This is a genomic window from Imtechella halotolerans, assembly GCF_028743515.2.
Classification (GTDB): Bacteria; Bacteroidota; Bacteroidia; order Flavobacteriales; family Flavobacteriaceae; genus Imtechella; species Imtechella halotolerans.
The window spans coordinates 1,229,033-1,254,577 of the sequence record NZ_CP117969.2; the positions used below are offsets into that span (position 1 = coordinate 1,229,033).

The window sequence follows — 25,545 nt, forward strand, 5'->3', positions numbered from 1 at the left end:
TGAATAATTAATAATTAATTAATTGTAGCGGAAAATTGTCCGTGAGAAACTTTAATCTCACCTTGAGTACCATAGCTCTCAGTACCAATAAAGTCAAATGTGCCTTTTAACTGATTATTACTGTTACTAACTATAGAAATGGTTCCCTTCCCAATATATTCTTTCCCACTAACCATATCGGTAAAAACCAACCAAAATCCATCTTGATTACTTAGATTGGCGACACTTTCAATTGGATACGTCCCTGCTTGAGGATGTGTAATAGAATTGTCAATAAAATTCTTGTAAAACGTCAAACTAAATGTGTGATCGTCATTTGAATTTCCATCATGATTTGAAATTAAATAATATGGATTATCACCTTCGACAGTAACTATAGACGAAGTTCCTTCTTTCGTTCCATTTATATCTCCTGATATTGTAAATGTCACTTTACCGTTGGCCATTCCTTTATCATTGTTAGTTTCATCTTTATCCCTTGTGCAGGATCCAAAAACAGCAATTGCAAAAAGAACTGTAATTATTGTATAAGTCTTCTTAGGTATCATACTTTAAAATTAATTTTGACATTAAAAACTAATTTGAGGAGTATCTATTAATTAAATTATCCCACTTACATAATTACAAGGCCCCAGAGGGACCTTGTAATCTAATAAAACTATGCTAATTCAAATAATAAAAATTCTAAATTTAATCTTCCAATTCAAGTAGCGCTTTCACTTCTTCATAACTCAAATCTTCCCAATTAATGTTTTTTCCATTCATATTTCGATTTGCAGACAATAACTTCCCAGCTGGAATTAATACAAAACGTAAATTAAGTATAGGTGCTATATTAGGTGCTGAGGAAAGTGCTGGAACACTTTTTACATAGGTGTACCTGAAGAATAAACTATTACTATTTGAAGCATTCAGTATCCAATCACTTTGTATATTATAAACATGATAGTCTGAAGATAAAACCGAAGCTTTATACCGTACTTCCCGGGGTAATGAACCAACACTTGCCTGAGATATAACAAAATTAGTGTCAGTGGCGTATACAAGTAAAGTACCTCCTTTAGATAAAAGAAAATCATGTAAAGAGGTAGCTCCAGTCTCCAATAAAGCATCAAGTGCATCCCCACCAATTCGATACTCCCTAGTGCCATAAGTGGAGGTATGATTGACGTCAATTCCTTTTAGCCACTGTGTCGCTATAACATTTGCAGTTCCATCATCTCCTTTATCTCCCTTGGCTCCTTTAAGACTTACTGGGGTACCCCATCCTGAATCTGTCTTCGGACCGTAAATACTTATTGAAGAAAGATGAAAATAAAAATCACCTATGGCTCCCACTTCCATCGTTGGAACAGTAATTCCGCTTAACAAAGTATTACCATCTTGACCATCTTGACCATCCTGACCATCCTGACCATCTTGACCATCAGCACCTTTTAAAACAATAGGAATGCCCCAACCTTCATTGGATTTAGGACCGTATAGCGTATAGTTCTGTGAATCTATATAGTAATCCCCTAAGTTACCTTCGGAATCTAAAGGAGGAACATTTCCATAAAGTAATAAATTCCCATCAGTTCCAGGTATTCCTTGAGCTCCTGTTTCTCCTTTAGGTCCTTGTGGTCCTTCTGGTCCCATGTCTCCTTCTTTACTACAAGAAGTAATACTCAACATAATGCCTAATGCCATAAGCAAACTGTAAAAACTTAGTTTTTTCATAAGTACAATTGATTTTTGTTAAAAATTAAATAATTAGTATTAATATTTAGATTATTTAGGGGGCTGCAAAGACGATTTTTCCCTCAACAGATACATTCTTACTAGTACCTGGTTCTTTAAACTTTCCATTAAATAATAAGGTAAGTGATGCCGTAATTCCCTTTTCTCCTGCATAGAAAACCTCATGTTCTTTATAATTCTCAAAGGTTACTTTACATTGAATAGGTTCATAGCGGTGTTCTGATCCCCAAATTCCAAAGGTGATTCCTCTTCCGTTGTACTCAGGTATGGGATTTTTGTTTTGGTCTAAATCTATTCCAATCCCTAGTTGAAATATTCCAGTGTCATACAACAGGGAAGAAAACACATTTACCTGAGCTTCTTCATCATAGGTAGGAAAAGTTACAGGACTAAAAACTCCTGCTATTGATTTTGGAATTTCCCCTGAGAACACTTCCCCTCCTTGAATTTCTATATGATAGCTGTGACTATTCAAAATAGCATTCTTAGGTTTACTATTTTCATCCACTTTACAGGAATTAAAAAGGAAAAAAATAGAAAGATAAAGAGTGATTGATTTAATTGTAATTTTCATAATAAGCATCGAATAATTCTTCCATTTAACTATGTGCATTCTTCTTAAAGTGCTATTCTTCACGTCTTTTAAATGATACATATAGTTTTCTTTTTGAGGAAGAGTTAAATTCAATTCCTACTTTTAACACATTATTTTCCATACTCCCAACCTTCCACTTAATTGTTTTTTCATTCCCAATCAAACTAATAACGGAGTCTTGAATTATCCAATTAAAATTCTTAATCTCAGGTTCGCAAGAGCTATTATACACCACCTCCTTAGCTGTTTTATCTTCAAAAAAAACAGTGTAATCTTTCCTGCAATTGTTCCCAACATGCTTGCTAGGTAGTATCCAACCTGACACATCTCCTCCCATAATTACACCTTCTTTTTCCCAAGTTCCAACTATCGAATCCTCTAGTGAAACTTGAGCATTTATAATCGAATTCGACAAGAAAAAAATCACTGTAATTAATTTTGAATACAAAAAGAATATCTTCATTTGAACAATTGTAAATTGATTATTACTTTGAAAATTGGTGATTTATGTTTAAAAGATTTAATTACCTCCATCAACACCCCAACCTAGATATTCTAAATCGGCATGCCCTTTAGAAATGTTTATATATATATTGTTCGCCAAGTTAAGATTTGGAAGGTCTGGCTTGATGTTACTTGCGCCTGTATAGGCATAGAAAGCAAAGTTTGGCAGGTCTTTAAATGTCGTATTTGAAACCGATAATTTTGGATTTGCATGCATATAAATAGCTCCTGAATCTACAATATTACCTACTGGGAAATCACCTTTTGCATGTTCTATAATTGCATGTGTAATTAAATTATCTTGTTGAGTAAAACCATAGTAAATCCCTCCCCAATTAGTGCCATTAGCGGCCTTTAAATGCACAGGATTCTCCTCAGTGCCAAGTATTTTGAGGCTTAAGTTATAATCAGTTCCATTGGGACTAACCTGTATATAGCCTTGAGGTTGAAACTGAATTTCCACACCTTCTTTTATAATAAGATGTCCTCCTCCAATAACACGAACTCTTCCATCCACTAAATAGGGTACATCTAGTTTATTCCAATTATTGGATGTTTCAATTGAATTGTGCTCAGGTGTAATATTCACAAAATCCAAAACATTTCCTTCAAAATGCGAAGTCTCATCCAAAATATGAACCTTATTGGCTGAAATTTTAATGGGCACATCCTGGCACTCCTTAATGGTTAAATTAGAAACCTCTACCGTAGCTTGGGCACCTATGCCATGTAAGTCCAGCCCTATATTTCCGCTATTACTTATTTCTACATGGTTTAATGTAAGTGATTGAGGAGTTGTTCCTGATACACCTCGAACTGCAATACTTCCCTCATAAATTGGAGATGAAGTGGTTAAATTTTGCGATCCAGCATACCTTATTTTTGCATGTTCAATAACATTGTTAGTATTATAAGCCTCTGTAAAAAATAATCCCCTCCAATGACCAGCGTTCTCAGAAGTTCCAGTAAAAACAATAGGATCATTAAAAGTACCTTTAGCTTCAAAAATCTTGTTACCGAGAGTAATAAACATTCCAGCGTTATATTCAAATGCAATAACAACTCCAGGTTCAATCTTTAATCCTGCCTCAACACGTGTCCAACAATCAATTAAATAATCAACAGGTCGATTTGGATCATTTTCAAGAATCCGATCTTGATTAAAATAATCACATGGTAATTCTATAGGAGGTAAAATTTCTGCAATTGGATCCTTTTCATCTTCCTTGGAGCAGGAGGTAAGAAAAAGGATACTGAAAATAAGTATACAGAAAAGAGTACGTGTTTGTGAAATATAAATATTCATAAAAATCAATGTTATAGGTTAAACTTTAATCCTCCTGATAATACTAATTGACCACTATCAACTATTACGTATTTAAGTTCAGCAAATGGGGTGATTTTCTTACTATTAAGAAAATGGATCCCAGAACCAAGATTAAGCCCTACTCTACCATCAGACCAAGAACCATTAATTCCCCATGCTTGATCATAAGAAACCTTAATACTATTATAGCTAAGACCCGCAAATCCATAAAAATCAAGATTAGCCTGCTTTATGAAATAATAATTTGCATTGGCGTTTACCTCTAACCAATTCATTTTAACTCCATATTCCTCTTTTGGCAGATAGTATACAATCGAAGGGGAAATAGAGAGTTTTTCAGAAATAGTGAATTCAGCATTTGCTCCAATTCCAAGATTTTCAATTTCTGTTCCGTAAGCCAGAAAGACTCCGATTTTTGGTTTTTCTTGTGCATTTACGCTCAAGAAAAGACCAATCAATAAGCAAAAACTTAGTGATAGTTTCTTCATTTTTTAGATGTTTTTAAATAAGTGTTCGCTATTTATACCTCGAAACGAAAAAAGTAAACATCCAAAATGAAATTTTTTATCTTTTTTTTAAAATCCTCACAAAACACTTCAAAACAAATACTTACATTTTTTAAAAAATCCAAGAGGAAAAAAATTAGCTCATTAGGCATTAGGAAAAGAATCTAATTTTAGTATGTTTACATTTAACTAATCAAAGTATTAATGATTAAGGATCAATACCTGATAGATAAACTCAAGGAAAAGGAGCTAAAAATTTTGGACAAAATATACCTTGACTATAAGGATGATTTTTTCTTATATGCTAAAACATTTTCTATACCTAATGAGGATATTTATGATTTGTATCAAGAAATTATTATTAGCCTATATGAAAATGTTCAATTAGGAAAACTTACCAATCTTTCAAGTACACTAAAAACTTACCTATTTGCCATAGGAAAGAATAAGATATATAAGCTTTTAAATAAGGCTAATCGCCTAAATTCAGATCATACTGTTATTCATGCAGATAGTGAACTATGTGTTTTTGACATAGAGACTAACGATGAACAACAAGAAATCCTCAAAAGCGCTTTTGAGGAATTAGGAGGTAAATGTCAAGAAATATTGACCTTGTATTATTATGAAGGACAAAATTTAGATGATATCCAGAACACTTTAGGATACAGTTCTAAGGATGTTTTAAAAAGTCAAAAGTCCCGATGTTTGAAGAAACTTAAAGAATGTGTGAAGAAAAAAATATGAAGAGTGAAAATCTAATAGAAAAGTATTTTAACGGTAGTCTTTCTAAAGAAGAATTTCTTGAATTGGAAAAACGTATTGACGAAGATGAAAAACTTCGATTTTCCTTTTATGAACAACTAGAAGTTCAAAAGGCTATATCTAAAATAAAACATCAACCTTTAAAAGACAGGTTTAAAAAACTTGAAGAAAATCAAAAAAGAAAGAGAAATAGAAAATGGCCGATATATGCAGCAAGTATAGCAGCTATATTAACTACTATTTTCTTACTGTATGACCCTGCTGTAAATAATGAAATGCTATTCGCTGAACATTTCAGAGTTTACCCTAATGTCATTTTGCTTTCAAATAGAGGTGAAAACAACAAAGAAGATTTTGTTAAAGAAGCTTTTCTATTATATGAAACTAAAAACTATAAAAAAGCATCGGATGCTTTCAATAAGCTATATAGCATTAGCAAAGAGGACTATTTTCTATTCTACCAAGGTATCAGTCTACTAGCGGATAATAATTTTCAAAAAGGTATTGATGTTCTGGAAAATTATAATTGGGAAAAGAATAATAGCGACTTTACTCAAAAGGCCAATTGGTATTTAGGCCTGGCCTATTTAAAACAAAACAAACTTTTAATCTCAAAATCTTACTTTAATAAAGTGGCCAATTCTAATGACGATATTGCACCTCAAGCCATATTACTGCTTAAGGAATTAAATTAATCAAAAAAATCATTCTCAGTATATTTTCAAGCTATTTTATATTGCTTTTCCTTTTGTAAAAACCAATGATGATACCCGTAATTATGAGTATAAAAGCTCCATATTTCCAAAAATTAGGGAAGCTCATTTCACTGATCGGATTAATATCCCCATTGATAACAAAACCTGCCCAATAATAAGGATGACTTTTAAGAGGATTGTTCTTAATAAAATCAAGTTTAGCCATTTTCAAAGCTTCATCTTTATCTTTCCCATCATCCAAAAATTTATAAAAGGATACCATAAGCTCAGAAGTTTCTTCATCTGGAACATCCCATAAACTATATACACTGGAACGTACTCCGGAAAAGGCCAGGGCTCTAGATAAACTTAACAAGCCCTCACCAGCCACAAACATCCCAACTCCTGTACTACAAGCACTTAAAACAACTAATTCCGCTGGAAAATGTAATTTATACAAGGTTTTTAAACCAAACATATGATTATTTTGAAAAACCAAACTTGACTCAGCATCATTCTCGGTATCTAATAAAGCATGCATGGCCAAATGATATACCTTATACAAACCTGTGGTTTTGATAAAATTTTCAACTGAAGCTTCATTTTTTTCATATAAATCTCCATTAAATAAGCCTACAATTTGTTTTGCTTCTTTGGTAGCTCCGTCAATTTTGTCGAATCTACCATTCCTACTATTTGAACTTTGTATTGGAGTTCCATCATACTCAGGAGCAAACGCTACTAACATTTTCTTATCCAATGATGATTTTTCTACAGTCTTGTTTAGCAAAAGCCATAAAGCTAAAGAATAACTATAATTGGTGCGGTGTGTCTCTAAAACTAGAGCATTACCTGAACTAAGTGTCTCAAAGGGCAAATAGTATAAAAATTCATCTGGAATGATTGTTAAATTGGTGTATTGGCTCAACTCCTTTTGTAAGGGTGCCAATAAATGCTGATAAACCTTTTTAGATAAGATATCTGTACTTTTTCTTGGATCTTGTAGAAGTTTATACAATTCAGTAACATCATTTTTTAATGATTTAGTATCAGTAAGGTCATACAACGATACATTTTTCTTCGAAATTAATATTACATACACCCTGTTGGACCCTAATACGTATTTAATAATAATATCATTTGCCTTTATGTTATGTCTAATTTTTTGAATAGACACTTCCTCTTTTAAAAAGGAAAAATACATTGGATCTTTTGAAACTATTTCAGCATCTAATACATTAAGTTGTTTCTCAATATTCGCAATTTCTTGCACAAGAGAGTCTTTTTTAAGTTCCTCTAGTTCTAACTGTAAAAGATTTCTTCTCAGAATAATATCTTCCGAATTATTAAGATACTTTAGTTGTTTCTTTTCAAATTCATTACGCAGTACCTGAGAGTTATTAGATTCTATTAATCTCAATATTTCCTCGGACAAACCTTTCTTTTGAAATACCAAGGTTTCAAGAAGGCCTTCATTAATAGATTTATTCAACTCATTTAAAGATGGATTATACTCCCCATTCTGATAATAGTTTGAAAAAACTCGAGCACTTAACTCATATAAATAGTTTGCAAACCTTACATCTTCATTTTTCTTTGTTCTTGTATACTTTTCTTTATAAAACTCTGCAGCACTCTTTATAGCCAAGATAAAGAATGAACTATTGCGATTTTTGAAATCATCAACTGTGATTTGAATGGGGCTAGTAATCGTATCATTTGCTAGGATCGAAAGGGCTTCAAAAAGAGTTAAATTAGCTTTATCCACAGAACCTTGTTTGATTTCAAGATTCGCCTTTTTTATAAGAATGTTTGTCAAATTAACTTCACCAATATTGACGACCTCATGTATTCCTTTTGCTTTATCTAAATAATGAATGGCTATATCATAATTTTCGCTTTCCATAAAAATTTTTGACATTGAACTATAAGCATTCATCGAATAATAAGGCTGATTATAATCTTTTGATAATCTTAAAGATTTTTCTAAATAGATTTTAGCCTTGGTGGATTCCTTTTGAGTGATAAAATAATCTCCAACGTTAGTTAAGGATGCTAAATAATGATGAACATTAGTATTTTTATCCTTTTCAGGAAGAAGTTTAAAATAGTTACTAAATTCATTTAGTCTTTTCTCTACTTGCCAGGAACGATTTGTAAAGGTGTCATAAATTACCCTTAACCTAAAAAGGCTACTTTTCTCATTTGGTAACGTTAATCGAGTTGAAATCTTTTCTATTGAATTGTACAGTTCAGTTACTTTATGGACATCTCCGTATTCCATGTAAAGCTTAATAAGATTCCCATAAATGGTTAAGAGATAGCTAGGCGACACACTCTCGGTCTTTTCCCAATACTCCTTTGCCATTTCGAGACTTTTTAATCTTCCAGTAAAAAATCCAATCTTATTATAAGAGGTACCTAAATTATTATAAGCCAACCCTATATCAAAATTCTTGTCAGAATTAGACTCTAAATAATACTCAATTGATTGATTGTAAAGTTTAATTGCGTCATGAAACTTGCTCAGTCTATCATTAATATATCCCAAGTCATAAATATAATTTGCCCGAGTTACCATATCAATTTCTGAATTTAGCAATGCTAAACCCTCATTACCTACCTCCAAGGACTTCTGCCATTGACCGGAGTAGGCTAAACAGTGATAAAGGCCATTATAAACATCTACCAAATAAGGGATGATCTTATCCTTCTGCTTATAACCTTCAACCAAAGACAGTACTCTTTCATAATTAGTAATGGCCTCTATATATTCACTACTAGCTTGTGCAAGTTTAGCATTACAAAAAGAAAGTTTACTTTGATAAAAACTATAATTTGGATTACTTTCTGAAATTGTTTCAATTATTTCCTTCCATTTAGCATGAGCCAATTCGTAATTCTTAACTTGAATTAGACTATCAGCTTGTATTAGAGATAAAGAAGTATTATCATTTCCTAAAACGGTAAGAGCACTAAACAAAAAAAATGGTAAAAAGAACTTAATATGTGTATTCATTAATTAAAATTTTCTTACAAATCCGAAATATACAGCTTTTATAATTAATCCTTTTTTTACCATATTAGCGTAATATTAATCTTACCGATATACACTTTAACAATTAACAGCTATATTCATGGTCTTAAGGATTTACTTTAAAATCACAAAAAAGGTCGCAGCATGCTTAAATCTATTATGTATTTTAAAAGCAAATTAATTTTAGTATTTTTCCATAAAATATCGGATATGAAACTAATACAATTAATGGTCATTATGTTTACAATGAGCTTCACCCTTGTGTCGTGTGCTCAACAAAAAGAACAAGGACCAATTCTGCATACACCTTTAGAGAATTCTTTTGACCTACAACCTGTTGTTGAGGGATTAAATATCCCCTGGGGAATGGCATTTTTACCAGATGGTAGTCTTCTAGTCACAGAAAAAGAAGGCAACCTTATCCATGTTAAAAACAATTCCAAGACTATAATTAAAGGGGTTCCTGAGGTGTATCTTAGAGGTCAAGGTGGTCTTCTAGATATAGCTCTTCATCCAAACTATAAAGACAACGGTTGGATTTATTTAACCTATGCACTTGCAGATGGTCAAGGAAGCGGAGGAAATACCGCTCTAATGCGTGCTAAAATAGATAACAATACCCTAGTTTCACATGAACTCTTATACAAGGCGACTCCCAATACAACGAAAGGAGTTCATTTCGGATCTCGTATAACCTTTGATAATGACGGGTATCTTTATTTTTCGATTGGCGATCGTGGTGACCATGATCTTAATCCACAAGACCTTAGTAGAGATGGGGGAAAAATATATAGATTACATGATGACGGTCAAATTCCTGTGGACAACCCATTTTTTAATACATCTGATGCAAAAAAAGCGGTGTATAGTTATGGCCATCGTAATCCACAAGGCATGATTAAACATCCAGAAACAGGGGCTATTTGGACACATGAACACGGCCCTAAAGGAGGAGATGAAATCAATATAATAAAGAAGGGTAAAAATTATGGATGGCCTATAATCACCTATGGTATTAATTATAGTGGGACACCTATAACCGATGTCACTGAAATGGAAGGAATGGAACAGCCTCTCTACTATTGGGTACCGTCAATTGCACCAAGTGGAATGGCATTTGTGACGAGTTCTGTATACCCTCAATGGAAAGGAAGTTTGCTTGTAGGCTCCTTATCATTTCAGTATTTGGAAAGACTAGAAATTAAAGATAATAAGGTTGTATCTCGTGAAAAATTACTTGTTGACATTGGTCGAGTTCGCAATGTAGTACAAGGTCCGGATGGTTATATTTACGTGGCAATTGAAGGAACCGGGATAGTCAAATTAGTTCCTAAAAAGTAATCTATAATTCATGGTAAAATTTATAATTCTAGGATATAGTATTGTTCTAATTACAGTATTCTGTGCTCTTAAACAAGATAATGAACTTCAACAAAGTGTTGCAAGAGGGGCTGTAGTGTATGCTGATTTTTGTATTACTTGTCATCAAGGAAACGGACAAGGAGTCCAAGGCGCATTTCCTCCACTTGCACAATCAGATTTCTTATTAAACAAGAGAGTTGAGAGTATCAAGGCAATTAAGTATGGTCTTAAGGGAGAGATTGTAGTTAATGGAGTCACCTATAATGGCAATATGGCTTCTCAAGGACTTTCTGATGAAGAAGTAGCAGATGTAATGAATTATATATTGAACTCTTGGGGAAATAAAGGAGGTAAAATAGTCACTGTAGAAGAAGTGACAAAAATAAAACGATAATCAATCCTTTTAAGCAATATTAGTACATTTGCCAAAAAACAATACACATGCTTATCATTGGAATTGCAGGGGGAACTGGTTGTGGTAAAACCACAGTAGTTAATCAAATTATTAATGAATTACCAGAAGATGAAGTGGGAGTAATTTCCCAAGATTCATACTATAACGATACCTCTCACCTTTCTTATGAAGAGAGAACCCGTATCAATTTTGACCATCCGCGTGCCATTGACTTTGACTTACTTGCTACACATTTACAAGAGCTTCGCAAGGGAAATACTATTGAGCAGCCAGTGTATTCATTTGTAAAACACAATAGAACTAAAGATACCATTCATACACATCCACGTAAAGTAATGATTGTAGAGGGTATTCTAATTCTCACACATCCCGATATCCGAGACATGTTTGATATCAAAATATTTGTACATGCCGATACAGATGAACGACTGATACGTCGCATACGTAGGGATATAAACGAAAGAGGTCGAGATATTGATGAAGTTCTTAATCGATACCAGACAACTCTAAAACCAATGCACGATCAGTTCATTGAGCCTACAAAAGAATTTGCTGATATTATTATTCCAAACAACAAATACAATACAGTTGCCGTTGATATTGTACGCACTATCATTCATAATAGGCTTGTTTAATGAATTTCAAAGAACTCATCCGCAATAAATGGTTTAAAATCTTCAGCAATATCTACGTGCTGATTCTCAGCTTCTTTGTTATTTGGATGTTGTTTTTTGATACCAATTCATGGCTTACTCACAGAGAATTATCCAAAGAAATTAAAAAATTGGAAAAACAACGTCAACATTTACTTCAAGAAATAAATGAAGATAAACAGCAAATAGAAAAGCTAAATACACTAGAGGGAATTGAAAAGTTTGGCCGAGAAGCCTATTACTTAAAAAAGGAAAATGAAGAAATATATCTTATTGAATACGATTCAACAGAAAAGTAAACAACTTCATTACGTAGATTTTTTTATTCTTTGAAAAGTCCCTTAGTTTTATAGAATGAAGCATTACATGTACCTGCCTCAAATAGGGCAATGCCAATAAATTCTATAAAATCCTTATAAATTCATTCAATACACCAATAAATTCTCATTGAATTAGCCTTCATTTCTGTAATTTTTACGAATTTTGAAACAGAAGAACTATGCTTTTATGGACGAATCATTATTTCATGAATTTCCTGAAGTTTCTCCTAAACAATGGAAACTGAAAATTCAATACGATCTTAAGGGGGCAGAATATACTACCTTACTGCATAAAACCCCTGAAGGGATAGACATCAAACCGTTTTATACGAAAGAAGATTATCCTGAAAACACTCCTTTAATGCCTTCAAGATGGCATATTACCCAACCTGTGTATGTAGCAAAGGAAAGCGCTGCTAGTAAAAAAATTACTGATTCATTGCAACGAGGAGCCGAAAGTATACTTGTAACAATTCCTTCGGAATCCATTTTATTGGATGAATTTGAAGCTTCTCTGTCGGAAGCAAATGCTCCAATTATTGTAAACCCACAATTTTTGTCTCTTGACTATCTTCAAAAGTTAGATCAATTTGCGAGCAGGCACAGTGCATCTGTAATAGTACTTAATGATCCGATTTCAAAACTGGCTAGAAGTGGTAATTGGTACCAAAATAAAAATTCCGATTTAGAAATTGTTAGAGATATACTATCAAAACAATTACATTTAAATTCAGGAATTTCTATTGATGCTTCTCTCTATCACAATGCGGGAGCTACAGCTGTACAAGAAATAGCCTATGCTATTGCACACGCTCATGAGTATCTTGCACTAAGTTCAGGAAAACACACATTTACTTTCCAAGTAGCAATAGGTCCTAACTACTTTATGGAAATTGCTAAATTACGTGCCCTCAGAATAGTGTGGCAAGCCCTGGCTAATGAATACACCAATTCTAGGGAGTGTATTATTTTAGCCCAACCTGGTATACGAAATAAAACCTTATATGATTACAATGTAAACCTTTTGCGTTCAACTACAGAATGTATGAGTGCAATCTTAGGAGGCGCAAACTACGTAAGTAATCTCCCTTATGATTCCATTTATCACAAATACAACGAGTTTTCAGACAGAATTGCACGAAACCAACTGCTTATACTTAAACACGAAAGTTATTTTGATAAAGTTGAAAATCCAGCCGATGGGGCCTATTATATCGAATCACTTACGGATCAACTAGCCTCAAAAGCTTTAGAATTATTTAAATCCATTGAGAACGGTGGAGGATTCTTAACACAGTTAAAAGAACATACCATTCAACGCAAAACAAAAGAAAGTGCAAGGGCTTCTCAGGAAGATTTCAATACTGGAAGACAAATCCTCATTGGAACTAATCAATACCCAAACCCTCAGGATCGAATGAAAGATTCCTTGGAGTTGTATCCTTTTGTAAAAACTGATAAACGTAAAACACTTATTGAGCCTATTATTGAGCGTCGTTTATCTGAAATAATGGAGCAAGAACGCCTAGCAACAGAATAATTCGTTTGAAAGATGAGTCGAAAAAACATTCAACATATTATCCTTCCCAAGGAAGAAATAATCAAAACTAATAGTATCATTCCTTCTAGCTTCACAACAGCTGAAGGAATCCAAGTGGACTCTGTTAACCATCCAGATATGCTTACCGGTGCCTCTCATGTAAATTTTGCTGCAGGAATACCACCTTTCCTTAGAGGTCCTTACAGTACTATGTATGTTCAAAAACCATGGACCATTCGTCAATACGCAGGATTTTCTACGGCAGAAGAAAGTAATGCGTTCTATAGACGAAATTTAGCAGCCGGTCAAAAAGGGCTCTCCGTTGCATTTGATTTAGCAACACATAGAGGATATGATTCTGACCACCAACGCGTAATTGGCGACGTCGGAAAAGCAGGAGTCGCAATAGATAGTGTAGAAGATATGAAAATACTCTTCGACCAAATCCCATTAGGAGAAATGTCCGTATCCATGACCATGAATGGAGCAGTACTCCCAATTATGGCATTTTATATAGTAGCGGCCGAAGAACAAGGAGTCAGTCCTGACAAATTAGCAGGAACAATCCAAAATGATATACTAAAGGAGTTCATGGTGCGTAATACCTACATTTATCCTCCTACTCCATCCATGAAAATTATTGCTGATATTTTTGAATTTACCAGCAAAAAAATGCCAAAATTTAATAGTATAAGTATTTCAGGGTATCATATGCAAGAAGCAGGTGCTACTGCTGACATTGAGCTTGCTTATACCTTAGCTGATGGTTTAGAATACATACGGACTGGTCTTGCAGCAGGAATGGACATAGATACATTTGCGCCTCGTCTTTCTTTCTTTTGGGCTATAGGTATGAACCATTTTATGGAGATTGCCAAAATGAGAGCTGCACGAATGTTGTGGGCTAAATTGGTAAAGCAATTCAATCCAAAGAATGAAAAGTCTCTTGCATTACGTACCCACTGTCAAACCAGTGGATGGAGTTTAACAGAACAAGACCCATTCAACAATGTGGCACGAACCAGTATTGAAGCTGCTGCTGCTGCTTTTGGTGGAACTCAAAGTTTACACACCAACGCTTTAGATGAGGCAATTGCTCTTCCCACCGACTTTTCTGCACGAATTGCAAGAAATACTCAATTGCACTTACAAAAAGAAACAGGAATAACTCAAACGGTTGACCCATGGGCAGGCAGTTACTATGTAGAAAAGCTTACTCATGACATCGTTGAAAAGGCATGGACTCTGATTGAAGAAGTTGAAGCCTTAGGAGGCATGACTAAAGCTATTGAAGCAGGTATACCCAAATTACGAATTGAAGAGGCTGCAGCCCGTAAACAAGCACGAATCGATAGTGGCCAAGATGTCATTGTGGGTGTTAACCGTTTCCGACTAGAAAAGGAAGACCCCCTTCATATACTTGAAGTAGACAATCAAGAAGTACGACGACAGCAAATAGAAAGATTGCAAACTCTTAAAGCCAATAGAAATAAAGCCAACGTAAAAATAGCATTACAGAAACTAACTGATGCAGCTACTTCAGGAACTGAAAATTTAGTAGCTTTAGCAATTGAAGCTGCCAGAGAACGTGCCACCCTAGGTGAAATAAGCAGTGCTTTAGAACAAGTTTTTGGCAGATATAAAGCAACCATTCAATCTTTTAGTGGCGTGTATAGCAAGGAAATAAACAACGATGAAACTTTTGAAAAAGCTCGAGTATTAGCCAATCGTTTTGCTGAACTGGAAGGGCGAAGACCGCGTATTATGATTGCCAAAATGGGACAAGATGGACACGATCGTGGTGCCAAGGTAGTTGCCACAGGTTATGCGGATGTAGGATTTGATGTGGATATCGGCCCTCTTTTCCAAACACCAGCGGAAGCGGCAAAACAAGCAGTTGAAAATGATGTACATATCCTTGGTGTATCTTCGCTGGCTGCCGGACACAAAACATTAGTTCCAGAGGTAATTTCAGAGTTAAAAAAACATGGCCGAGAGGATATCATGGTCATTGTTGGCGGGGTCATACCCCAACAAGATTATCAATTTCTGTTTGATGCTGGTGCAGTCGCAGTCTTTGGTCCAGGAACTAAAATAAGCGAAGCAGCCATTAGTTTATTAAACATTCTTTTAGAAGAATAAGCTAATTATAACCCTATCGTAGAAAGAGGTGTTTTATTGACACCTCTTTTTTATACCACACTAAAGATTAGTGCATTAACAAACTCCCAAAATAGTCCCTTTTTTATACTTCAAAATACCTATACCAGCTCAAATAAGGTCTGGTATAGCTAATCCACTAGATTAAATTATTTTTTTAACTCCAACATGGTACTTTTTCCTACCAATTTATACGCATTTTCTTTATTATAATTTTTTTCATACATTTAACTACTATCTCGGCTCGATAAAGAATGTACTAAACATTGATTTACAGTCATTTGTTGAACTAAAACCAAAGGCACAATGATTATAAAACACGAGAGTATAACCCCAGCATTAGAAGGCCTCTTTTGGGAAATAGATATTGAATGTGCCAAACACACCATACTCAATCCTCAACTTTTAAAAGCTTTAGGCCACTCAGGTCAATACTTAGAAACCACTTCCGAACAAATTAAAAATCTTATACATCCGGAGGATTTGGAAATAATTTCAAATCGATTTAATTCTATTATTCTAGATGACTTTAAATCACATTATACGTGTAAATACCGTGTAAAAAAACAAGACAATTCCTATGCATTCATTGAGGAATCTGGATTTTTAGTAAAAGACGAAAAGGGAAATCCAACCCGATTAATGGGTATGCTGAAGGACTATTCACCGGAAAGAATTAAAGAGTTACAAAAGTCATTACATCATGAAGTTATTCATCTCATGAAAAATGATGTATCACTTTCAAAAGCTCTCCATGAAGTCTTGGCCTACATTTCCCAATATGGTAATTTTATCCTAAGTGAAGTTTGGCTAGTAAGCGAGTATAAAAATGAAATCTTTTTACATACTCGTGGTCCTTCCAATAAAACGAACCGGAAATTCTATACTATTTCTGGTGCTATCAAATACTTTAAAAAAGGGAAAGGACTTCCCGGTATTGTCTGGAAGGAAAAAAGCACTCAATTATGGGATATTAATTCCATGAAAGAGAAAGGTGAAAGATATAAGGGGATCCAAGGAACTAGTATTGATACCATTTTTGGACTCCCCCTTATTCATGGCGAAACTGTAATTGGTGTTCTTGTTTTAGGGACCGATCAAGGACCAACCTGGCTAAATGATAATCAAACCATATTTGATTCTCTAAAACAATTTCTTGGCGCTGAAATCAAAAGACGATTGCAAGAAAAAGAGTTACATTCTTTTTTTAATAGTGCTCCTGATATTATGGCTGTGGCAGGGCCTGATGGCTACTTTAAAAAGGTTAATCCCGCTTTTTGCGACCTTCTAGGGTATACAGAAAAGGAACTTACCTCTACTCCTTTTATCACATTCATACATCCGAACGATCTTAAAGACACTTCCAAGGAATACGAAGAAACTATTACTGGAGACCGAAAAGCCACCAATTTTGTAAATAGATACAGAACTAAGAGTGGTCATTACAAATGGATTTCATGGAGTTCTTCTACTGCTTTTGCAGAAGCTGGTTATGTATTTGCATATGGTAGAGATATTACAGATAAAAAAGAATTACAAGACTTACTCAATAGAGTTTCTAATATGGCCCGCATTGGTGGTTGGGAAATAGATTTTATTAACAAAATTCATTATTGGTCTCCTATAACCAAAGAAATCCATGAAGTTTCTATGGATTTTCAACCCAATTTGAAAACTGCTATAGATTTTTATAGAGAAGACGTTAGGAACAACGTGAATGATATCGTTAATAACACCCTTAGTAATGGCGACCCATTTGATTTTGAAATGCCTATAATAACTGCATTAGGTAATGAAAAGTGGATAAGAGCAATCGGGCAGGCTGAATTCGCCAATGACGGCACCTGCCTTAGATTATTTGGAAGTTTTCAAGATATAAGTGATCATAAAGAAACTGCCTTACGTCTAAAAAGTATATCCGATAATGTCCCAGGTGTGATTTTTCAATATCACTACAATACAGATGGATCTGATAGCCTTAATTATGTAAGTGAAGGAGCTTATGAGATTTGGGGCCTTACTCCAGATGAATGTATGAATGATTCCTCTACCGTATGGAAAGGTATTGCTAAGGGAGGAGATATTGATGGACTAAAACAATCCATTATTGATTCGGCTACCAGCTTTAAACAATGGCAATATCAATGGAAATATATAAAACCTGACGGAAGCGTACGATATCATAAAGGAATTGGAAATCCTAAACAAATGCCTGATGGTAGCGTACGTTGGGATTCTATAATAGTGGACGACACAGACAAAAAAATAGCAGAGCTTGAACTGGATAGAAAAAACAACTATCTGTCAGTAATATCTCAAGTAGTAAGTTGCTTTGTGTTTCACGATAATTGGTTTACAGCCCTTGAAGAGGTATTTGAACTTACGGGTAAAGCTTTAAAGGTAGATAGGGTGTATTATTTTGAAAACTATCATGATTCTGTCGCCGGTAAGCTTTTTAGCAGTCAAAAATATGAGTGGACTAATGGAATTGTATCTCCTGAAATAGATAATCCAAAAATGCAACATATGGATTCCTTGCAATTTCCAGAATTATTCGACCCATTGATCCATGATAAAATTTGTGTCGCCAATGTGAAAGAACTACCAAAAGGAGCATATAAACGCATATTGATATCTCAGGATGTTGTTTCAATTTTAGTACTTCCCGTGGAAGTAGAAGGTTATTTTTACGGTTTTGTGGGATTTGACAATTGCTTGCAAGAACGTGATTGGACAGAATGGGACATCGCCTTTCTTAAAAGCATAACCTCGAATTTAGCTTCTGCCATACAAAAACAAAAGGCTAGATTCGCATTAGAAAAAGCATTCAATGAGAAAAACACTGTTCTTGAAAGCATAGGAGATGGTTTTTTTACATTAAACCAAGAATGGGAAATCACCTATTGGAATACCTCTGCGGAAATCATAACTGGCATCCCCAAGGAAGACATTATAAATAAAGATTTCACAGAGCTATTTCCTGAAATTTTTGGTGAAAAGTTCTTTAGGGAAATTGCAGCTTCTCTCTATGATGGTGCCTCGTACAGATACGAAGCCTATATTCGCCCTTTATCAATTTGGGTTGAAGCAAATATTTACCCGCTAGATACAGGAGTTTCGGTTTACTTCAAAGACATTACTGAACGAAAAGAAAGTGAAAAAGCTCTTAAAGAGGCGAATGAACGATTTGAAAAAGTAACTGAAGCTACTCAAGATGCCGTTTGGGATTGGGACGTAGAAATGGACAGTCTTCACAGAAGTCAAAGTTTTCAAACCCTATTTGGGTACAATACTCATTCTCAAAGTAGCTATTCTGAATTTTGGAAAGATAAAATACATGCCAAGGATGTCGCAGTAGTTCTAAAAAGTATAGAAGAAATAATAACGAATCCAAAAGCCACCCACTGGGAAAAGGAGTATCGAATTATAAAAGAATGTGGGGAAACGGCTTATGTAATTGATCGAGGATTAATCATAAGAAAATCCAATGGTCAAGCTACCCGAATGGTTGGCGCGGTGGCGGACATTACTCCGAGAAAAAAGCAAGAAGAATCCTTAAGAAAACTAAACAAACGCTTAAAGGCTCATGCCCAAGAATTAGCTACTTCTAATGCGGAATTAGAACAATTTGCATATGTCGCTTCACATGATCTGCAAGAACCCTTGCGCATGGTTACAAGCTTCCTAACCCAACTAGAAAAAAAGTACAGCGATTCCCTAGATGAAAAAGCACATCAATACATCCATTTTGCTGTCGATGGAGCCAAGCGCATGCGAAATATAATACTGGATCTCCTAGACTATTCTCGTGTTGGGAAAACTCAAGATGAAATGGAAGAAATCGACATGAATGAACTTCTTGATGAAATTCAATTACTGCAGCGTAAACGTATTGAAGAATCCCATGCGACTATAAAGTCTCAACACTTGCCAACAATAAAAAACAAAAGAACCCCTATTAGACAAATCCTTCAAAATCTTATTGAAAATGCATTAAAGTATCACAAACCAGGAGTACCACCAGTGATTAAAGTAAGCTTTAGTGAAACAAAAAGATTTTGGGAGTTTACCATTAAAGATAATGGTGTAGGAATAGATCCTGAATATCATGATAAAATATTCATAATCTTCCAACGTCTAGAAAACATTGAAAGCCATAAAGGTACAGGAATGGGCCTAGCACTTGCCAAAAAAATCATTTCCAATATGGGTGGAAATATTTCAGTTAAGTCCACCTTTGGAGATGGAAGTGCCTTTTCTTTTTCTATTCCAAAATAATAAAATCACTTAACAACTATGTTTAAACACTTAATAATCTAACTATTACATGAATTGTATTAAAAGAAAGTTTATATTTGTAATAAAGCCACACATACTATTACACGTAATTCAACACTAATCTTTACACTGGATTCAAATATAATTACAAATAGGATGTCTGGTTCCTTTTAGTCAATATAGCCCCCCTTATTGAGCCTAAAAGATAGTAAGTCCCTTGTGGCAATAAAGTTTTAGGGTTACCAATATTCCAAATGCAGTGAGGGAGGTGTTCTTTTGTATGGATCATTGATAATCGAACTAGGGACTTATGGTTAAGATGTAGTACCCAAAATCAACCATATGAAAACCGCAAACATCCTACTGGTCGAAGACAATGAAGGCGATATCTTATTGACTACAGAAGCCCTTGAAGACAGTAAAATCCTAAATAAGATAGATATAGTTCGAACGGGAAAAGATGCGCTGGACTATGTCTTCAAAAAAGGAATCTACCATAATGTTATTGAACCGGATCTCATTTTATTAGACATTAACCTGCCTTATAAAAGCGGACATGAGGTCCTTCATATCATAAAAGAACACGAGGCTGTTAAGCATATTCCTATAATAATGCTAACAACTTCATCCTCCGAACGAGACATATCACTTTCGTATAAACACCATGCCAATTGCTATATAACTAAACCGGTAGATGTTATAAACTTCTTGGATGCCATAGCAACTATTGAGCATTTTTGGCTGAGCATTGTGACCCTTCCTTCCAAAAAGAAATGACATGCAAAAGGATAAAAAAGCATATAATATTCTAGTTGTTGAAGATAACTCTGGGGACTTTTTCCTTGTTAAGGAGTATTTGGAAGAAATGATACTTACCCCTGAAATCATTCAAAAGCATAGTTTCAATCAAGTATCGGAGTACCTTAGCAGTGGATACATTCCAGAAGTTATTTTACTTGACTTATCGCTTCCAGATAAAAATGGAGAAGAGCTAATAAGTGCCATACTTCCCCTGACCAAAAACATCCCTATTATTATACTCACAGGCTATACAGATGCAAATTTTGCTATAAAAGCACTGGCTTTAGGTATTTCAGATTACCTTCTAAAAGATGAGCTAAACGCCACAACTCTATATAAGTCTATCGTGTACACTATAGAGCGAAATAAGGCTATAGGACGTCTAAAAGAATCGGAACAGAGATATTCTGATTTATTTCACCTAAGTCCACTTCCGATGTGGGTATTTAATGCAAAGACTTTGCAATTTATGGATGTTAATGATTCAGCCATTAAACATTATGGCTATACCTACGAAGAATTTTTATCAATGACCATTGATGAAATACATCCAGAAGGAGACATTCCTGATTGTGAAGAAATTATCAAACAAATTGAAAATGAGTCTTTTTCAGGAGGACAATTTTTGCACTGTAAGAAAAACAACACAATCATTGATGTTGAACTTCAATGCAATTATCTGGAGTTTAACAATTGTAATGCTGTAATGGTTTTAGCCAATGACATTACAGAAAGATTAGCCCATATAAAAGCCATTGAAAAACAAAATGCAAAATTACGCCAAATTGCTTGGTCACAATCACATGAGGTGCGGGCCCCTTTATCTCGAATAATGGGGATTTTAAATCTCTTCCAAGAAGATATGATAACGAATGAAGAAAAAGAAGAATACCTCAATTATTTAGCCAATGCGGCGGATGAACTTGATACTATAATTAAGAAAATAGTTGATAAGACGCAAGGAATCAACATAACTTTAAATTCAGAATCATGATTTTAGAAACCATTGTAATCGATGATGATGAAATTTTTTTATTGATTTCAAAAAAAATCATTGATCGGAGCAAATTTCATCCTACCCCAAAGATCTTTGTTGAGAGTATAAAGGCCTTGGATTTTTTAATTCAAGATTACAGTCTTCAAAAGGCATATGTCATTCTTATTGATATCAATATGCCAACACTTAATGGATGGGAATTTCTTGAAGCGCTAAGGTCATTTGCCAAACCTCAAAACACATTTGTATGCGTGGTATCCTCTTCTACTGATCAGGTTGACATTGCCCGTGCAGATCAAAATCCATATGTTTTACAATATTTGTCAAAACCTATCACGGTTGAAACACTCGTAAAATTAAAAGAATTACCGCAGCTGGTAGGTTTCTTTCCCATCACCGAATAAAAACACCAAGCTTACTTACAAATATTTTCTGTATTGCAAAATAAACGGTATTTTTACATACATAGTGCCAAGTGTAAATGGCATATTTCACAACTATTTTCAACGTAAATACCACAATATGAGCTATACTGATAAAATGCTACGCGATAATGCCTTGCAGGGCAAAACCATTGTAGTTACAGGAGGAGGTAGCGGACTAGGAAAATCAATGACTCGATACTTTTTAGAGCTTGGTGCCCAAGTGGCCATTACTTCACGTAATTTGGAAAAATTAGAAGGCACAGCCAAAGAACTGTCTTTAGAAACAGGTGGTCAATGTCTAGCGGTTGCTTGTGATGTACGTCACTATGATCAAGTAGAAACGATGCTTCAAAAAGTCCTTGAAACCTATGGAAAAGTTGACATACTTCTTAACAATGCAGCTGGAAATTTTATATCTCCTACGGAAAGACTGTCTTCAAATGCCTTTGATACCATTATAGACATTGTATTAAAAGGAACAAAAAATTGTACCCTAGCATTTGGCAAACATTGGATTGACGCAAAGCAAACTAATGTAAATGTCCTTAATATTGTTACTACGTATGCCTGGACCGGTTCTGCTTATGTAGTCCCTTCTGCTACTGCCAAGGCGGGTGTATTAGCAATGACGCGTAGTTTGGCTGTAGAATGGGCCAAATATGGAATGCGATTTAATGCTATAGCACCTGGACCATTCCCTACTAAAGGAGCATGGGACCGATTACTTCCGGGAGACCTTAAGGAGAAATTTGACTTGGCCAAAAAAGTACCTCTCAAAAGAGTTGGAGATCATCAAGAATTAGCAAATCTTGCTGCCTATATGGTTTCAGACTTTGGGGCGTATCTCAATGGAGAAGTTATCACTTTAGATGGAGGCGAATGGCTTAAAGGAGCTGGACAATTTAATTTATTGGAAGCCATCCCTGAATCCATGTGGGATATGTTGGAGGCTATGATAAAAAGTAATTCTAAAAAATAATAAGCCAGTAAACATCTTGAAAATCAATATATTTAATTGCGGTCGTTTTGTTAACAAAAATCGTTTTCAAAACCCGCAAATAATTGTATTTTTACCACTCTAAATCTAAAACATTCATGGGCAAAATTATTGCTATCGCCAACCAAAAAGGAGGAGTTGGAAAAACCACCACCTCTGTTAATCTAGCGGCATCTTTAGGCGTTTTGGAAAAAAAAGTCTTATTGATTGATGCCGATCCCCAAGCCAATGCAACCTCGGGTTTAGGAATTGATGTAGAAAGTATTGAAATTGGAACTTACCAATTACTTGAGCATACTATTGAGGCCAAAGAAGCCATTATGGAGACTTCCTCTCCAAACCTAGATCTTATTCCTGCCCACATTGATCTTGTGGCCATTGAAATTGAATTGGTTGACAAAGATGAGAGAGAATACATGTTGAAAAAAATAATTCATTCTCTTAAGGATGAATACGATTATATTTTGATTGACTGTGCACCATCTCTTGGATTACTTACTCTTAATGCGCTAACTGCTGCAGATTCTGTGATCATTCCTATTCAATGTGAATATTTTGCTTTAGAAGGATTGGGTAAATTACTTAATACGATAAAAAGTGTTCAAAAAATTCACAATCCACAATTGGATATCGAAGGTCTCTTACTTACGATGTATGATGCACGTCTGCGACTTTCAAATCAAGTAGTAGAAGAAGTTCAAAAGCACTTTAGTGATATGGTTTTTGAGACGATCATTCAACGTAATGTCCGTTTAAGTGAAGCACCTAGTTTTGGTGAGACCATCATTAATTATGATGCCACAAGTAAAGGAGCTGTAAATTACATTCACTTAGCACACGAAATCATTAAAAAAAATAAGGAAAAGGTATAAATGGCAAAAGCAGTAAAAAAACAAGCATTAGGTAGAGGATTATCAGCTTTATTGAAAGACCCGGAAAACGATATTAAATCGGCGTCTGACAAAAATGCTGACAAATTATTAGGGAACATCGTTGAATTAGAATTGGACTCCATAGAGGTGAATCCGTTTCAGCCACGAACCAACTTTAATGAAGAAACTCTTACCGAGCTTGCTACTTCAATCAGAGAATTAGGTGTAATTCAACCTATTACTGTTCGCAAGATTGACTTTAACAAGTATCAACTTGTTTCTGGAGAACGCCGATTCAGAGCTTCTCGATTAGCAGGTCTTACTGCTGTCCCTGCCTATATCCGTATTGCAAACGATCAAGAATCGTTAGAAATGGCCTTGGTCGAAAATATCCAACGTCAAGATCTTGATCCTATTGAAATCGCCCTTTCCTATCAGCGTCTTATTGACGAAATAAACCTTACCCAGGAGCAAATGAGTGAGCGTGTAGGTAAAAAACGCTCTACCATTGCTAATTATCTTCGTTTATTAAAACTTGATCCTATAATCCAAACGGGAATGCGTGATGGCTTTATAAGTATGGGTCACGGTCGAGCTATTATCAATATTGAAGACAAAGAACAACAGTTAGAAATTTACGAGCGTATAATTGCAGGAAATCTTTCTGTTCGTGATACGGAAGCACTGGTTAGAAAATTACAAGAACCTACTGGATCTAGCAAGGAAAAAAATTCAAGTGCTGTACCTGCTTACATTGAAGAAGGTGTAGAAAACTTTAGGGAATACCTTTCAACCAAGGTTAGCGTTAAAGTAGCTAAAAATGGAAAGGGAACATTGGTCATTCCGTTCCACTCTGAAGAAGATTTCAAACGTATTCAAAAACTCATTGGTAGTGATAAATAAATATGGTGCTGCACTGCTTTTGGTATGGATTAGTCTTACTAGTTATAGTCAAAGTACTTCAACAGTAAAGGCTTCTATAGACAGTACCCTTGTTTCTAAAGAAACTAATATAATAGATACACTCACCAGAAGAGAACGCCGATTAATGCGCGCTAGAACGTCTAGAGAAATTGATCCACTTTCGCCATCAAAGGCCGCCTTTTATTCTGCCTTAGTGCCAGGTTTGGGTCAAGTATATAACAAGCGTTATTGGAAAGTTCCTATAGTTTATGGAGCTATAGGTTCAGGTATTTATTTTTATGATTGGAATAAAAAAGAATACGATCGATACCGAGGTATTTACAAACGTCGTTTAGCGGGTTTTACCGATGACGAATTTTATTTAGATTCTGAAGGCAATCAACTCACTACACCCAGAGTTAGCGATCAATCATTACGTGAAGCTCAAAAGTTTTATCAGCGAAACAAAGATCTTTCATTACTAGTTACTGTGGGATTATATGTTTTAAATATAATTGATGCCAATGTAGACGCCCATCTTAAACAATACAATGTTAACGATAACCTTTCGTTGCAACCTTATATACGTCCAAACGATTTGGACTACCGTATGAACTACGGACTATCTTTAAATTTAAATTTTTGATTCCCTA

At 34.8% G+C, this 25,545-nt stretch carries 23 protein-coding genes; 16 read left to right on the forward strand and 7 right to left on the reverse strand.

Going from position 1 to position 25,545, the window contains the following annotated elements; genetic code table 11:
• Nucleotides 1-14: 14 nt before the first annotated feature.
• The 6 genes from PT603_RS05595 to PT603_RS05620 form a co-directional block, all read right to left on the reverse strand.
• Nucleotides 15-548 carry a hypothetical protein gene (locus PT603_RS05595; RefSeq protein WP_008241233.1) on the reverse strand — a complete coding sequence of 178 codons (534 nt, stop codon included), beginning with the start codon at nt 546-548 and terminating at the stop codon, nt 15-17.
• Between the two features lie 142 nt (nt 549-690).
• The gene (locus tag PT603_RS05600) at nt 691-1,719 is read right to left on the reverse strand and encodes a collagen-like triple helix repeat-containing protein (RefSeq protein WP_008241234.1); all 1,029 of its coding nucleotides are present in this window, start codon (nt 1,717-1,719) and stop codon (nt 691-693) included.
• Between the two features lie 55 nt (nt 1,720-1,774).
• Nucleotides 1,775-2,395 (reverse strand): hypothetical protein, encoded by a 621-nt coding sequence (locus PT603_RS05605; RefSeq protein WP_008241235.1) that lies wholly within the window; start codon nt 2,393-2,395, stop codon nt 1,775-1,777.
• Complete coding sequence (locus tag PT603_RS05610) at nt 2,367-2,798, reverse strand: hypothetical protein (RefSeq protein WP_008241236.1); 432 nt, start codon at nt 2,796-2,798, stop codon at nt 2,367-2,369. The genes PT603_RS05605 and PT603_RS05610 overlap by 29 nt, the downstream gene beginning before the upstream one ends.
• Nucleotides 2,799-2,855: 57 nt before the next feature.
• Entirely contained in the window at nt 2,856-4,145 is a 1,290-nt protein-coding gene (locus PT603_RS05615) for a hypothetical protein (protein ID WP_008241238.1), read from the reverse strand.
• A gap of 11 nt (nt 4,146-4,156) precedes the next feature.
• Entirely contained in the window at nt 4,157-4,654 is a 498-nt protein-coding gene (locus PT603_RS05620; protein ID WP_008241240.1) for an outer membrane protein, read from the reverse strand.
• A gap of 222 nt (nt 4,655-4,876) precedes the next feature.
• Between PT603_RS05620 and PT603_RS05625 the strand changes: the two genes are divergently transcribed.
• Nucleotides 4,877-5,419 (forward strand): RNA polymerase sigma factor, encoded by a 543-nt coding sequence (locus PT603_RS05625; RefSeq protein WP_008241242.1) that lies wholly within the window; start codon nt 4,877-4,879, stop codon nt 5,417-5,419.
• On the forward strand, nt 5,416-6,132 hold the full coding sequence (locus PT603_RS05630) for a tetratricopeptide repeat protein (protein ID WP_155805699.1): 717 nt from the start codon (nt 5,416-5,418) through the stop codon (nt 6,130-6,132). The genes PT603_RS05625 and PT603_RS05630 overlap by 4 nt, the downstream gene beginning before the upstream one ends.
• A gap of 31 nt (nt 6,133-6,163) precedes the next feature.
• On the opposite strand, the gene PT603_RS05635 is transcribed toward PT603_RS05630, so the two are convergent.
• Nucleotides 6,164-9,151 carry a CHAT domain-containing protein gene (locus PT603_RS05635; RefSeq protein WP_008241247.1) on the reverse strand — a complete coding sequence of 996 codons (2,988 nt, stop codon included), beginning with the start codon at nt 9,149-9,151 and terminating at the stop codon, nt 6,164-6,166.
• A gap of 228 nt (nt 9,152-9,379) precedes the next feature.
• Here PT603_RS05635 and PT603_RS05640 point away from each other — a divergent pair, with 228 nt between their 5' ends.
• From PT603_RS05640 to PT603_RS05705, 14 genes are all read left to right on the forward strand, one after another.
• On the forward strand, nt 9,380-10,510 hold the full coding sequence (locus tag PT603_RS05640; RefSeq protein ID WP_040488949.1) for a PQQ-dependent sugar dehydrogenase: 1,131 nt from the start codon (nt 9,380-9,382) through the stop codon (nt 10,508-10,510).
• A gap of 10 nt (nt 10,511-10,520) precedes the next feature.
• Nucleotides 10,521-10,925 (forward strand): c-type cytochrome, encoded by a 405-nt coding sequence (locus PT603_RS05645; RefSeq protein ID WP_008241251.1) that lies wholly within the window; start codon nt 10,521-10,523, stop codon nt 10,923-10,925.
• A gap of 47 nt (nt 10,926-10,972) precedes the next feature.
• Nucleotides 10,973-11,581 carry a uridine kinase gene (gene udk / locus PT603_RS05650; protein WP_008241253.1) on the forward strand — a complete coding sequence of 203 codons (609 nt, stop codon included), beginning with the start codon at nt 10,973-10,975 and terminating at the stop codon, nt 11,579-11,581.
• Entirely contained in the window at nt 11,581-11,898 is a 318-nt protein-coding gene (locus tag PT603_RS05655; protein WP_008241255.1) for an FtsB family cell division protein, read from the forward strand. The genes udk and PT603_RS05655 overlap by 1 nt, the downstream gene beginning before the upstream one ends.
• A 208-nt stretch (nt 11,899-12,106) precedes the next feature.
• Nucleotides 12,107-13,459: a methylmalonyl-CoA mutase subunit beta gene (locus PT603_RS05660; RefSeq protein ID WP_008241258.1), complete on the forward strand. Its 1,353-nt coding sequence runs from the start codon at nt 12,107-12,109 to the stop codon at nt 13,457-13,459.
• A gap of 12 nt (nt 13,460-13,471) precedes the next feature.
• Entirely contained in the window at nt 13,472-15,601 is a 2,130-nt protein-coding gene (gene scpA / locus PT603_RS05665) for a methylmalonyl-CoA mutase (RefSeq protein ID WP_008241260.1), read from the forward strand.
• 324 nt (nt 15,602-15,925) lie between these two features.
• Complete coding sequence (locus PT603_RS05670; RefSeq protein ID WP_008241262.1) at nt 15,926-19,897, forward strand: PAS domain-containing protein; 3,972 nt, start codon at nt 15,926-15,928, stop codon at nt 19,895-19,897.
• A 342-nt stretch (nt 19,898-20,239) separates the two neighbouring features.
• Nucleotides 20,240-20,674 (forward strand): response regulator, encoded by a 435-nt coding sequence (locus PT603_RS05675; protein WP_008241264.1) that lies wholly within the window; start codon nt 20,240-20,242, stop codon nt 20,672-20,674.
• Between the two features lies 1 nt (nt 20,675).
• Nucleotides 20,676-21,692, forward strand: coding sequence for a response regulator (locus tag PT603_RS05680; protein WP_008241266.1), 1,017 nt, complete (start codon nt 20,676-20,678; stop codon nt 21,690-21,692).
• Nucleotides 21,689-22,099: a response regulator gene (locus PT603_RS05685; RefSeq protein ID WP_008241274.1), complete on the forward strand. Its 411-nt coding sequence runs from the start codon at nt 21,689-21,691 to the stop codon at nt 22,097-22,099. The genes PT603_RS05680 and PT603_RS05685 overlap by 4 nt, the downstream gene beginning before the upstream one ends.
• A gap of 118 nt (nt 22,100-22,217) precedes the next feature.
• The gene (locus PT603_RS05690; RefSeq protein ID WP_008241276.1) at nt 22,218-23,099 is read left to right on the forward strand and encodes an SDR family oxidoreductase; all 882 of its coding nucleotides are present in this window, start codon (nt 22,218-22,220) and stop codon (nt 23,097-23,099) included.
• A gap of 116 nt (nt 23,100-23,215) precedes the next feature.
• Nucleotides 23,216-23,989 carry a ParA family protein gene (locus PT603_RS05695; RefSeq protein WP_008241277.1) on the forward strand — a complete coding sequence of 258 codons (774 nt, stop codon included), beginning with the start codon at nt 23,216-23,218 and terminating at the stop codon, nt 23,987-23,989.
• Nucleotides 23,990-24,892 carry a ParB/RepB/Spo0J family partition protein gene (locus tag PT603_RS05700; RefSeq protein WP_008241278.1) on the forward strand — a complete coding sequence of 301 codons (903 nt, stop codon included), beginning with the start codon at nt 23,990-23,992 and terminating at the stop codon, nt 24,890-24,892. It abuts the gene before it with no gap.
• On the forward strand, nt 24,882-25,538 hold the full coding sequence (locus PT603_RS05705; protein WP_008241279.1) for a DUF5683 domain-containing protein: 657 nt from the start codon (nt 24,882-24,884) through the stop codon (nt 25,536-25,538). Before PT603_RS05700 ends, PT603_RS05705 begins: the two co-directional genes overlap by 11 nt.
• Nucleotides 25,539-25,545 lie beyond the last annotated feature (7 nt).